This window comes from Azonexus sp. MM2026_4 (assembly GCF_055901855.1).
In genome coordinates this window covers 3698370-3711292 of the sequence record NZ_CM148380.1, presented here as the reverse complement: position 1 = coordinate 3711292, position 12923 = coordinate 3698370, and the positions used below count along the sequence as shown (strand labels likewise).

Annotated in this window: 5 protein-coding genes, 3 tRNA genes and 3 rRNA genes; 4 read left to right on the top strand and 7 right to left on the bottom strand. The window is 58.2% G+C overall.

From position 1 onward, the window contains the following. Together AC0KWY_RS17495 and AC0KWY_RS17490 are read left to right on the top strand one after the other, a co-directional pair. Positions 1-2313, top strand: coding sequence for a tetratricopeptide repeat protein (locus AC0KWY_RS17495; protein WP_474026748.1), 2313 nt, complete (start codon positions 1-3; stop codon positions 2311-2313). A gap of 24 nt (positions 2314-2337) precedes the next feature. Then, positions 2338-3552, top strand: a complete 1215-nt coding sequence (locus AC0KWY_RS17490) for a tetratricopeptide repeat protein (protein ID WP_474026747.1) — start codon at positions 2338-2340, stop codon at positions 3550-3552. A 224-nt stretch (positions 3553-3776) separates the two neighbouring features. Here AC0KWY_RS17490 and AC0KWY_RS17485 read toward each other — a convergent pair. Continuing rightward, a tRNA-Pro gene (locus AC0KWY_RS17485) sits at positions 3777-3853 on the bottom strand. A gap of 15 nt (positions 3854-3868) precedes the next feature. After that, positions 3869-4837 (bottom strand): octaprenyl diphosphate synthase, encoded by a 969-nt coding sequence (gene ispB, locus AC0KWY_RS17480; protein WP_474026746.1) that lies wholly within the window; start codon positions 4835-4837, stop codon positions 3869-3871. A 143-nt stretch (positions 4838-4980) separates the two neighbouring features. Here ispB and AC0KWY_RS17475 point away from each other — a divergent pair, with 143 nt between their 5' ends. Continuing rightward, positions 4981-6084, top strand: coding sequence for an HD-GYP domain-containing protein (locus AC0KWY_RS17475; RefSeq protein ID WP_474026744.1), 1104 nt, complete (start codon positions 4981-4983; stop codon positions 6082-6084). Continuing rightward, positions 6084-6842 (top strand): tRNA threonylcarbamoyladenosine dehydratase, encoded by a 759-nt coding sequence (locus AC0KWY_RS17470; RefSeq protein ID WP_474026743.1) that lies wholly within the window; start codon positions 6084-6086, stop codon positions 6840-6842. Before AC0KWY_RS17475 ends, AC0KWY_RS17470 begins: the two co-directional genes overlap by 1 nt. 300 nt (positions 6843-7142) lie before the next feature. On the opposite strand, the gene rrf is transcribed toward AC0KWY_RS17470, so the two are convergent. From rrf to AC0KWY_RS17445, 5 genes are all read right to left on the bottom strand, one after another. Further along, positions 7143-7256, bottom strand: a 5S ribosomal RNA gene (rrf, locus tag AC0KWY_RS17465). Between the two features lie 95 nt (positions 7257-7351). Continuing rightward, positions 7352-10232 (bottom strand): 23S ribosomal RNA (locus tag AC0KWY_RS17460). Between the two features lie 208 nt (positions 10233-10440). Further along, a tRNA-Ala gene (locus AC0KWY_RS17455) sits at positions 10441-10516 on the bottom strand. A 205-nt stretch (positions 10517-10721) separates the two neighbouring features. Next, positions 10722-10798: transfer RNA gene (locus AC0KWY_RS17450), tRNA-Ile, on the bottom strand. A 60-nt stretch (positions 10799-10858) separates the two neighbouring features. Beyond that, a 16S ribosomal RNA gene (locus AC0KWY_RS17445) occupies positions 10859-12396 on the bottom strand. The 16S, 23S and 5S rRNA genes sit together here with 2 tRNA genes alongside, the layout of an rRNA operon. Positions 12397-12923 lie beyond the last annotated feature (527 nt).

The window sequence follows — 12923 nt, the reverse complement described above, 5'->3', positions numbered from 1 at the left end:
GTGTTTCTGGCCCTGGCGTTGTGCGCCCAGGCCAGCGCCAGCGTGATCGACGGGGTCGAAGTCACCCCGCTCGGCAGCCAGGCACAGATCACCATCCGTTTCGCAACCGAAATCCAGTACCTGCGCCATGCGCCCGACCGCGAAGGCCGGCAGCTGCGCATATTTTTCCGTGTCACAAAGCCGGGCTTCGCCGAAAGCGACCTCATGCAGGAGGTTCGCAGCTCGCCAAAAACCAACCTCGCTCCGTCGTTTACACTGATCTACCCGGAACTGGTCAATGCCATGCTGGTTTCCTTTGCCCGATCGACCAGCTTCACGGTGCGCCCCGGCAACGACAGCCGCAGCATCGTGATTCTGGTGCCGCAGACGGCGGGCAGCCAGACAGCAGCAGCCGCGCCGGCAACGCTGCAGTTGGCAGAGGCACTCCCGCAGGAGCTCGCCGCCCCCGCCGTGGCCCCCTCCCCGCCAGCGGAAAAGGCGGAGGCGAGTGCGCTCTTGCTGCAAGGTAGCTCCTCGCTGCAGAACACCCCCGCCCCCGAAAAAGAAGGGGCCACTGTCCCGGATACCCCGGAGCGGGTCGAGGAACGCGCCGCAACTTTCCTGCGCGAAGGCCGGGAGGCGCTGGCCCAGAGCGATTACCCGCGGGCGATCAACCGCTTGAACCGGGTGCTCGGCCTGCCGGCCAATGCCCAGACCATCGCAGCGCAAGCCCTGCTGGGCGAAGCCCGGGAGAAGAATGGCGAGATCGCCAAGGCGAAAGCGGAGTACGAGCTTTTCCTGAAGCTTTATCCGGAGGCCGCCGCTGCCCCCGCAATCCGGACCCGGCTCGCCGCGCTGCCAGCCGAAGACGTCAGCCGCCGAGCAACGGCGCGGGCACCGGTTCGCGACGATCGCCCTGCCGAATGGACGGTCAACGGCAGCGTTTCATCCTATCTGTTCACCGGCCGTTCCGCCTTCGATGGCGGCCGCATGCAACGCGACCAGGAATCCGCCATCTCGTCGGTCGGAGTCAATGCCCGCCTGCGCGACGGCGCCAGCGACACGAGGATCGTCTTCCGCGACACCGATAGCCGGAACTTCATGCAACCGTCGCGCAACTACAACCGTATCTACACAGCCTACGTCGAGCGTTCCGACCGCGATATCGGGTACTCGGTCCGCCTCGGCCGCCAGAATCCGAACGGCGCCGGCGTCCTCGAACGTTTCGACGGCATCAGCGGCAGCTACAGCATGAACGGGACCTGGAAGCTGGGCGGGGTCTATGGCTCGGCTGTCGAGTTCGGTTCGCACTTCCGGAAGACATTCTACGGGGCCAGCGTCGAATTACTGCCGCAACTGGCGCGTCCGGGCGTCAGTCTCTACGCGATCGAGCAAAATCTCGACGGCTACCTCAACCGACGCGCGCTGGGCTCCGAAGTACGCTATTTCGACGGGCAGCTGACCGGCTACGGCATGCTCGATTACGATCTGCTCTACCAGGGCATCAACATCGGCATGATGCAGGCCAACTACCTCGACAACGCCGGCAACAACTACTTCCTCTCTTACGATTACCGCCAGACGCCTTCCTACAGCCTGACCAACGCCCTGGCCACGGCGGGCTATACGACAGTCAACGAAATGATCGACAACCTCGGCATCAGGCGTAGCCGGCAACTGGCGAAGGAGACGACCGCCTTGTCCGAAATGTTCGCTGCCGGCATGACAATGCCGATCGGCGAGCGCTGGCAGCTCGGTCTCGATTACCGGAGAGCGGAAATATCCGGGACCAATGCACAGATCCCGCTCTCCCAGATGTGCAAGGAATTGCAGGATGACGCCAACCCGAGCGATCCGCTCTGCGTCGATGGGCCGCGCGGCACGCTGCGCATCTCGGAAATGGGACTCTGCGTCGCCGATTCCTACGACATGATCACGAAAACCTGCCAGGCCAGTTCCGCCGCATCGGGCAGGACGCACATGGTGTCGGCCCAGGCCGTCGGCACCAATCTTTTCGTCGCCAACGGCGTCGGCGTCATTTACCTCGGCTATGTGACGGGGGAAACGTATCGCGGACGAAATCTCGGAATCAGCTACGTCCTGCCCCTTGGCGACAACTGGCGCCTGGAAGGCAACGCCCGCTATTACGGACAATCCGGCGACGACGGCAGCCGCCTGCAGCAGTATTCCCCCAGCCTCAAGCTGACCCGCCAACTCGGGGATTTCTCGATCGAAAGCGAATTGGGTTACAGCGATTCGCGCACGACCGGTCCGGCGCCCGGCAAGTATCGCCGTCAATATCTATATCTCGGCGTACGCTGGGATCTTCGCTGATTCCCGCTGATAGGTAAAAAAACGATGTCACAGGCCTACTATTTCGTTCTCGCTGCAACACTGCTTTCCCTGCTGTTCTGGGGAGGCTGGAAATATCTGTCGCGCCAGAAACCTCTGGCCGAATTGCGCGCCTTGCTGAACGCGAAGGCCGCCGGAACGATCGACGCCGACGAGTTCGCCCGCCGCCAGGAAGCCTTGCATGCGGCACTGATCGCCCAGGCCGCCCCGGCCTCGAAAGGCAGGCTGACCTGGTGGCTGCTGGCGGCTGGCGTCGTCGCGCTCGCCGTAACGTTCGGCATCCAGAAACTGGGCGAGAAACCCGTCAGCGAGGTCAAGGCTGCCCCCGAGTGGTGGGCCGATGTTGCCGCCAAGGTGGGAGAACCGCCAGTAAAGGCTGCTGCGATGCCCTCCATGGGACAGGCCAACTCGGGAGGCGACCTGGAAACGATGGCCAAGCGACTGGCCGACAAGCTGGCGGCGGACCCGGAGAATGGAGAAGGCTGGGCCTTGCTCGGCAAGACCTACAGCGAGTTGCGGCGATACCCCGAGGCGGCCGCCGCCTATGCCAAAGCCGACCGGCTGCTTTCGTCGGATGCGCAGTTGCTCGCCGACTGGGCCGATGCACAGGTGATGGCCAAGGCTGGCAAATGGGATGACGACGCACGCAACCTGGTGAAACGTGCCGTCGCCAAGGATGCGAAACACCTCAAGGCGCTCGCCTTGTCGGGCAGCGAAGCCTTCGATCGCAAGGATTACGGGGCGGCGATCGCCTTCTGGAAGCGTCTCAAGACAGCGGCCGAGGTCAACTCGATGGAGGCCCGACTCGCCGAAGCGAATATCGCCGAAGCGGAAGCCCTTCGCGCGGGCAAGAGCCCGATACCAGGCGCCGCGGCGGCGCCAAGCGCTCACGTGGCCGGCATCGTCAGTCTGGCACCGAAATTCGCCGCTCGTGTCGCGCCGGGAGATACCGTCTTCGTGGTTGCCAAGTCGCCGGAAGGTGGCGCTCCACTGGCCGTCTGGCGTTACCAGGGCAACGATTTCCCGATCGAATTCCGCCTCGACGACTCGCACGCCGTAGTCCCCGGCAAACGCATCTCCCAATACAGCGAAGTCACGATCAGTGCGCGAGTCTCGCGCAGCGGCAACGCCGAGCCGGCCAAGGGCGATCTGTTATCGCCGCCGGTCAAAGCCGCTTTGGGCAACACCACACTCGCCCTGAGCATCGACTCCGAACGCTAGGCAGGACCGCTTCTTGAAGAAGCGCCGTTTCGGACTTCGCCGGAATTGCGGTGACATATGACTAAGTCACTGTATCGCACCCCAAAATGAACTCGCGCACAGGCGAAGCATGATCGCCTGGAGAGCAACAAACGGGATTCACCAGAGCGCAAACAGCTTGTCATGCTCTGTGGTAACGGCTCAAACGAAAAAAGCCCTGAAATCAGGGCTTTTCGCAGATTTTTTGGTCGGAGTGACATGATTCGAACATGCGACCCCTGCGTCCCGAACGCAGTGCTCTACCAGGCTGAGCTACACTCCGATTGCCTTGCGAAACCTAGTGATTTCGCTCAACGGCTAAGAGCGTCAATTCTAGCAGAGCTTTTTTATAAAGAGAATCCCCCAGCAGCGAAATTGATGCTCTGGCTTGCTCCGCTTCCTTGGCCGCTCGCGCCCGGGTATGTTCCAGCGCGCCGCTTTGCTGGATGGCCAGCAGCACTTGCGGGAAGGCATCGCGTCCGCCTTCCTCGATCGCCTGCCGGACGCAGGCGGCGTGCTCGGGGGTGCCGTGCAGCATCGCGTGGATCAGAGGCAGGGTCGGCTTGCCTTCGGCGAGATCGTCGCCAAGATGCTTGCCGGTATCCGCTTCCTGGCCGGAATAGTCGAGCACGTCGTCGACCAGCTGAAAAGCGGTCCCCAGGTGCATGCCGTAGGAGGCCAGGGCGGCTTCGACAGCCGGCTCCGCGTCGCCGATGATGCCGCCGAGGCGGGCAGCAGCCTCGAACAGCTTGGCCGTCTTGTAGTGGATGACCTGCATGTAACGCTCTTCGTCGACGTCGGCGTCGTGGCAGTTCATCAACTGCAACACCTCGCCTTCGGCGATGATGTTGGTCGCGTCGGAAAGGACCTGCATGACACGCATGTTGTCGACCGCGACCATCATCTGGAAGGCGCGCGAGTAGAGGAAATCGCCGACCAGCACGCTGGCCGCGTTGCCGAAGGCGGCATTGGCGGTCTGCCGACCCCGCCGCAGCTCTGATTCGTCGACAACGTCGTCGTGCAACAGCGTCGCCGTATGGATGAACTCGACGACGGCGGCGAGCTCGTGATGGTGACTCCCCTGATACCCCATGGCGCCGGCGGCCAGCAACACCAGCGCCGGACGCATGCGTTTGCCGCCGCTGTTGATGATGTATTCGGCGACCTGGCGAACCAGCACGACGTCGGAGTAGAGGCGCTCTCGAATCACCGCGTCGACGGCTTTCATGTCGGGCCCGATCAGGGCATAAAGCTGTTCCAGGGTCACGATGCATTATCTCGAGGCGAAGCCCGAAATCTTAGGGGGCCGCCACCGGGCAGTCAAGGTCAATCGGCCGCGTCATCTCCCTATCCGGACGGGGGTTTGCTAAACTCGGCGGATCGTTTGGTGCTGGCACAGGGAGCCCGGAAATGGATATTCGCGCAATTATTTCGCCGACGGTTCACGACCGCGAAGCGCTGGAGGAATTTGCCGATGTGCTCACCGACCGGGCGCCCGAAGTCGAACGCGATGTGGCCCGCCTGAAGAAGTCACAGGGCGACCGCGAGATCACCGCCGACCTCTTTCGCGCCATCCATAACATCAAGGGCGACGCGGCCCTGTGCAAGTTCGATCTGGGCATCGCCATCGCCCATCCGATCGAGTCGATGATGTCGCGTTTCCGCGAGGGAGAAATCGGCTTCTCCGATTTGCTCGCCGAAACGATACTGCTGGCGATCGACCGCCTGGAACTGGCAACCGACGCGATCCTGAAGCGCAAGCCGCTGGAAAATCTGCGCCTGCTCGACCTCGTCCAGGGGCTGGAGAAAATCGCCCGCGCCACGGGCGAGCGGATTGAAGCGGATTGCGCCGAGCTGATCGAGGCGGTCACCGGTTTTCCGCCGGTCATCAGCAACATGACCGGCAAGGCCCCGAAGACCGCGATTCCGAAATCCGAACACGCCAACGTCAGCAGCGACCTGCATTTTTTCCGCTCGCTGGCGACCCAGTTCGAAAGTCGTTCCCCCCTGTTCAAGGGAAGAACGATGCGCGTGTTGCGCCTGGCACTGGAAACCAACAAGACCGCAGGCAATCTGATCGACCCGTTGCAACTCGAAGCGGCGGTCTACCTGCACGATATCGGCATGATGCTGCTGCCCGAGGAAACCTGGCTCAAGCTCGGCAAGCTGAGCGAAACGGACAAGGCGCAGTTGCGCAACCACCCTGGCTACGCTGCCGGCTTACTGCAGCGCATGGCGGGCTGGGAAACGGCGGCCGAGATCGTCGCCCAGCACCACGAAATGCCGGACGGTGCTGGCTATCCGCAAGGGCTGACCAGCGAAGCCATCTGCCCCGGCGCCAAGATCCTAGCGATCGTAAACGCGTTTGAAGCGGTGATGCTCAAGCACATCCACCGCGGCAAGAATCGATCGGTACTACGGGCGATTGCCGAAATCAACGCCTGCGACAGGCAGTTCGCACCGGAATGGATCGCGCCTTTCAATGCCGTGATCCGCAAGACCATCGAAAGCTGATGACTAACCCCGATATCGAACGTCGTTTCTCCGGCGTTGCCAGGCTCTATGGCGAGGCGGCCCACCGCCGTTTGCAACAGGCGCACGTCTGCGTCATCGGTATCGGCGGCGTCGGCTCGTGGTGCGCCGAAGCCCTGGCCAGAACGAGTATCGGGCGGCTGACGCTGATCGATCTCGACATGGTTGCCGAGTCGAACACCAATCGCCAGATACACGCGCTCGGCGACATCTACGGCAAAGCCAAGGTCGAGGCGATGGCCGAACGCATCGTCGCCATCAACCCCGTCTGCGATGTCCGCGTCGTCGAGGATTTCGTCACCGAGGAAAACGTCGCCCAGTTACTCGGCGGCGGCTTCGACGTCGTCATCGACGCCATCGACCAGGCCCGGGTGAAGATCGCCATCGCCAGCTTCTGCCGCCAGCAGGGGCAGGCGATGGTCATGGCCGGCGCGGCAGGCGGGCAAGTCAACCCGACCCGGGTGCGCATCGCCGATCTCGCGCAAACCATCCAGGACCCGCTGCTCGCCAAAGTCCGTTCCGCGCTTCGCCGCCATCACGGCTTCCCGCGCCAGGGCAAGCTCGGCATCACCGCAATCTATTCCGAGGAAGCGCTACGCTACCCCGAAGCGAACCTCAGTTGCGCGAGCCCGTCGCCCAGCGGCCTGAACTGCGCCGGTTTCGGCTCCAGCGTCTGCGTCACTTCCGTCTTCGGCATGGCGGCGGCAAGCCACGCCATCCGCCAGATCGGCGGCAACTGAATCCGCCTTTGGCGCCGATCGAGCCAGAAGCAGCCCCTCTGGGCATTCAGTTCAAGATTGCAATAGGCGCCCACCACTGCCTGCTTGAATTCCTCAGCTTGTGGATTTCCACCGAAAGTGTCCACCATCGCTTTTAAGGGGACACTATCTTCGCGGTCTATCGGAGCAATTTATAGGTGGGGTTGCCGGGGGCTTACAGGCCATTTCCACTAGAGCGGAATTTCTCTGTGCTGATGTGTTTGGAAGGTAGACGGCAAAAGGCCCCGGCTAGATGGCTAGCAGGGGTCTTTTGGAATGGGAGCCTGGCGGTGACCTACTTTCGCGAGCGAGATGCTCACTATCATCGGCGCGTTTCTGTTTCACGGTCCTGTTCGGGAAGGGAAGGGGTGGGTCCAGAAGGCTATTGCCGCCAAGCGAAACTTGTGTGCTTGATTTTGTGATCAAGCCAAGGAGGAAGGGGTTGTGTGTTGTGATTGCTTGTTTAGAGTTACTTGTATGAACAAGGTTATAGGATCAAGCCGCACGGGCAATTAGTATCAGTTAGCTTAACGCATTGCTGCGCTTCCACACCTGACCTATCAACGTCGTGGTCTTCGACGACCCTTAAGGGGGCTCAAGGCCCCGGGAAATCTTATCTTGAGGCGAGTTTCACGCTTAGATGCTTTCAGCGTTTATCTCTTCCATTCATAGCTACCCGGCGATACGACTGGCGTCATAACCGGTACACCAGAGGAATGTCCACTCCGGTCCTCTCGTACTAGGAGCAGGCCCTCTCAAATTTCCAGCGCCCACGGCAGATAGGGACCAAACTGTCTCACGACGTTTTAAACCCAGCTCACGTACCTCTTTAAATGGCGAACAGCCATACCCTTGGGACCGGCTACAGCCCCAGGATGAGATGAGCCGACATCGAGGTGCCAAACACCGCCGTCGATATGAACTCTTGGGCGGTATCAGCCTGTTATCCCCAGAGTACCTTTTATCCGTTGAGCGATGGCCCTTCCATACAGAACCACCGGATCACTATGACCTGCTTTCGCACCTGCTCGACTTGTGGGTCTCGCAGTCAAGCACGCTTTTGCCATTGCACTTTATGGGCGATGTCCGACCGCCCTAAGCGTACCTTCGTACTCCTCCGTTACCTTTTGGGAGGAGACCGCCCCAGTCAAACTGCCTACCATGCACGGTCCCCGGCCAGGATTCACTGGCCAAGGTTAGAACCTCAAACAAATCAGGGTGGTATTTCAAGGTTGGCTCCACCGAAACTAGCGTCCCGGTTTCACAGCCTCCCACCTATCCTACACAAACCGGTTCAAAGTCCAATGCAAAGCTGCAGTAAAGGTTCATGGGGTCTTTCCGTCTTGCCGCGGGGAGATTGCATCTTCACAAACATTTCAACTTCGCTGAGTCTCAGGAGGAGACAGTGTGGCCATCGTTACGCCATTCGTGCAGGTCGGAACTTACCCGACAAGGAATTTCGCTACCTTAGGACCGTTATAGTTACGGCCGCCGTTTACTGGGACTTCGATCAAGAGCTTGCACCCCATCAATTAATCTTCCAGCACCGGGCAGGCGTCACACCCTATACGTCCACTTTCGTGTTTGCAGAGTGCTGTGTTTTTATTAAACAGTCGCAGCCACCATTTCACTGCAACCCCATCGGCCTTCGAGCGCGAGGCTCTACAACCTACCGGGGCACACCTTCTCCCGAAGTTACGGTGTTAATTTGCCGAGTTCCTTCTCCTGAGTTCTCTCAAGCGCCTTAGAATTTTCATCCTGCCCACCTGTGTCGGTTTGCGGTACGGTCGTCTCTAGACTGAAGCTTAGTGGCTTTTCCTGGAAGCTTGGTATCAATCACTTCAGCACCGTAGTGCCTCGTCATCACGCCTCAGCTTAGCCCCCCGGATTTGCCTAAGGGGCACGCCTACACGCTTAAACCAACTATTCCAACAGTTGGCTGACCTAACCTTCTCCGTCCCCACATCGCATCTAGAGCCGGTACAGGAATATTGACCTGTTTCCCATCGACTACGCATTTCTGCCTCGCCTTAGGGGCCGACTCACCCTACGCCGATGAACGTTGCGTAGGAAACCTTGGGCTTTCGGCGAGGGAGCTTTTCACTCCCTTTATCGCTACTCATGTCAGCATTCGCACTTCTGATATCTCCAGCATCCTTTACAAGACACCTTCACAGACCTACAGAACGCTCCCCTACCATATCCTTACGGATATCCGCAGCTTCGGTGCATGGTTTGAGCCCCGTTACATCTTCCGCGCAGGACGACTCGACTAGTGAGCTATTACGCTTTCTTTAAAGGATGGCTGCTTCTAAGCCAACCTCCTAGCTGTCTATGCCTTCCCACTTCGTTTCCCACTTAACCATGTCTTTGGGACCTTAGCTGGCGGTCTGGGTTGTTTCCCTCTTGACAATGGACGTTAGCACCCACTGTCTGTCTGCCACACTCGCACTTTCCGGTATTCAGAGTTTGCCATGGTTTGGTAAGTCGCGATGACCCCCTAGCCATAACAGTGCTTTACCCCCGGAAGTGATATGTGACGCACTACCTAAATAGTTTTCGGGGAGAACCAGCTATTTCCGGATTTGTTTAGCCTTTCACCCCTATCCACAGCTCATCCCCTAACTTTTCAACGTTAGTGGGTTCGGACCTCCAGTACCTGTTACGGCACCTTCATCCTGGCCATGGATAGATCATCCGGTTTCGGGTCTACGCCGTGCTACTAAACGCCCTTATCAGACTCGCTTTCGCTACGCCTCCCCTATTCGGTTAAGCTCGCAACACAACGTAAGTCGCTGACCCATTATACAAAAGGTACGCAGTCACCCCTCAAGGAGGCTCCCACTGTTTGTATGCATGCGGTTTCAGGTTCTATTTCACTCCCCTCCCGGGGTTCTTTTCGCCTTTCCCTCACGGTACTAGTTCACTATCGGTCGATCACGAGTATTTAGCCTTGGAGGATGGTCCCCCCATGTTCAGACAAGGTTTCACGTGCCCCGCCCTACTTTTCGCTAACTTAGTACCACGGATCTGTTTTCGAATACGGGGCTATCACCCACTACGGCCGGACTTTCCATTCCGTTCTCCTAACAGTTCCGCTATCACTAGCAGGCTCTTCCGTGTTCGCTCGCCACTACTTACGGAATCTCGGTTGATTTCTTTTCCTCCGGCTACTTAGATGTTTCAGTTCACCGGGTTCGCCTCGCTTACCTATGTATTCAGTAAGCGATACCCTTGCGGGTGGGTTTCCCCATTCGGACATCTTCGGATCAAAGCTTTATTGCCAGCTCCCCGAAGCTTTTCGCAGGCTTACACGTCCTTCATCGCCTGTGATCGCCAAGGCATCCACCACATGCACTTAGTCGCTTGATCCTATAACCTTGTCCTCTCTTGCGAGAGCGGCTACAGGCAACTCATAAACTTTGTGCCGATCATCCATTAGCTGTAATGAACAATCAGATGCAATCACAACGTGTCATTCCTCTCATCAAGGAACAACACAACCTTCTTCCAACTTGTTAAAGAACAGTAGCTTTCTTTCAAAAGCCAGTGATAAGCACCTTTGCTTATCACTGGTCTCTGGTGGAGGATGACGGGATCGAACCGACGACCCCCTGCTTGCAAAGCAGGTGCTCTCCCAGCTGAGCTAATCCCCCGCTGAACTTCGCATTACGTCGTTGCTCGGTCGGTTGCATAGCGCTGCTATGCGGCCCTTCCTCGCGCCTAGTACTGCTCGTTCATCTGATAGACGTTCCACTGGCTTTTGGTAACCAAGCAATTCAAGGCGGAGCGTGGCGCCGCATACTCTCGTATGCAAGCCGCGCGACAACGCCGAAGTGCGCAGTGTTACCAAATGCCAGTTGGTGGGTCTGGTTGGAATCGAACCAACGACCCCCGCCTTATCAAGACGGTGCTCTAACCGACTGAGCTACAGACCCTCGTCTGTTTGCTACTTTCGAACAACCGATAGGTTGTGGGTGCCAGGATGCTTTCTCTAGAAAGGAGGTGATCCAGCCGCAGGTTCCCCTACGGCTACCTTGTTACGACTTCACCCCAGTCACGAACCCCGCCGTGGTAAGCGCCCTCCTTGCGGTTAGGCTACCCACTTCTGGCGGAACCCGCTCCCATGGTGTGACGGGCGGTGTGTACAAGACCCGGGAACGTATTCACCGCGACATGCTGATCCGCGATTACTAGCGATTCCGACTTCATGCAGGCGAGTTGCAGCCTACAATCCGGACTACGATCGGCTTTCTGGGATTGGCTCCACCTCGCGGCTTGGCAACCCTCTGTACCGACCATTGTATGACGTGTGAAGCCCTACCCATAAGGGCCATGAGGACTTGACGTCATCCCCACCTTCCTCCGGTTTGTCACCGGCAGTCTCGTTAAAGTGCCCAACTAAATGATGGCAATTAACGACAAGGGTTGCGCTCGTTGCGGGACTTAACCCAACATCTCACGACACGAGCTGACGACAGCCATGCAGCACCTGTGTCCAGGCTCCCTTTCGGGCACCAAGCCATCTCTGGCAAGTTCCTGGCATGTCAAGGGTAGGTAAGGTTTTTCGCGTTGCATCGAATTAATCCACATCATCCACCGCTTGTGCGGGTCCCCGTCAATTCCTTTGAGTTTTAACCTTGCGGCCGTACTCCCCAGGCGGTCAACTTCTCGCGTTAGCTACGTTACTAAATGGTTTTACCCACCCAACAACTAGTTGACATCGTTTAGGGCGTGGACTACCAGGGTATCTAATCCTGTTTGCTCCCCACGCTTTCGTGCATGAGCGTCAGTATTGGCCCAGGGGGCTGCCTTCGCCATCGGTGTTCCTCCACATCTCTACGCATTTCACTGCTACACGTGGAATTCCACCCCCCTCTGCCATACTCTAGCCTTCCAGTCACAAGCGCAGTTCCCAGGTTGAGCCCGGGGATTTCACGCCTGTCTTAAAAAACCGCCTGCGCACGCTTTACGCCCAGTAATTCCGATTAACGCTCGCACCCTACGTATTACCGCGGCTGCTGGCACGTAGTTAGCCGGTGCTTCTTATTCCGGTACCGTCATCCACACAGATTATTAGTCTGCGCGATTTCTTCCCGGCCGAAAGAGCTTTACAACCCGAAGGCCTTCTTCACTCACGCGGCATGGCTGGATCAGGGTTGCCCCCATTGTCCAAAATTCCCCACTGCTGCCTCCCGTAGGAGTCTGGGCCGTGTCTCAGTCCCAGTGTGGCGGATCATCCTCTCAGACCCGCTACAGATCGTCGCCTTGGTAGGCCTTTACCCCACCAACTAGCTAATCTGATATCGGCCGCTCCCAGAGCGCGAGGTCCGAAGATCCCCCGCTTTCCTACTCATAGAATATGCGGTATTAGCTATCCTTTCGGATAGTTATCCCCCACTCTAGGGTACGTTCCGATACTTTACTCACCCGTTCGCCACTCGCCACCAGGATTGCTCCCGTGCTGCCGTTCGACTTGCATGTGTAAGGCATGCCGCCAGCGTTCAATCTGAGCCAGGATCAAACTCTTCAGTTCAATCCAACTAACTCGCAAATTCACTGACGGTAGATTTCTCTACCTATTACTCGGTGTTTTTGCCTTAATACTTTTGCGACCTAAGTCGCTTCGCATCAAGACACCCACACCTATCGGTTGTCCTAACTTTTAAAGATCAATTCCACCGCGCCGTCGCTTTCACTTCGTCAGCAGCAGAGAAGCGAGATTATGAACCAACTCCTCACTTCCGTCAAGCACTTCAGCAAAATTTCTTTCACCTCACCGCCTGCCTCACACCGCCGAAAACCCCGGCACCGCAAGGAAGGTGCGCATTCTACACATCAAATTCCTCGCGTCAATACGTTTCGGGAAAATTATTGAAATAGACACGGGGTCAGGCTGAAAAGAGGTGCGCCACGCTTAATAAGGAAAGGGATCTGAGATTCCGGGGGAGATTAAGCTGAATCAAGATATCCGTAAGCAGTACGCTTGAAAACTTCAATTCCCGACTGGAGAAACCCGACGGATCGCAAAAGGGGTGGTGGCGATGCCAAGGTCCGGACAAG

Excerpts from the sequence above, each read along its gene's own strand:
- AC0KWY_RS17490 (WP_474026747.1), top strand. The coding sequence starts at position 2,338 with ATGTCACAGGCCTACTATTTCGTTCTCGCTGCAACACTGCTTTCCCTG.
- AC0KWY_RS17475 (WP_474026744.1), top strand. The coding sequence starts at position 4,981 with ATGGATATTCGCGCAATTATTTCGCCGACGGTTCACGACCGCGAAGCG.
- AC0KWY_RS17470 (WP_474026743.1), top strand. The coding sequence starts at position 6,084 with ATGACTAACCCCGATATCGAACGTCGTTTCTCCGGCGTTGCCAGGCTC.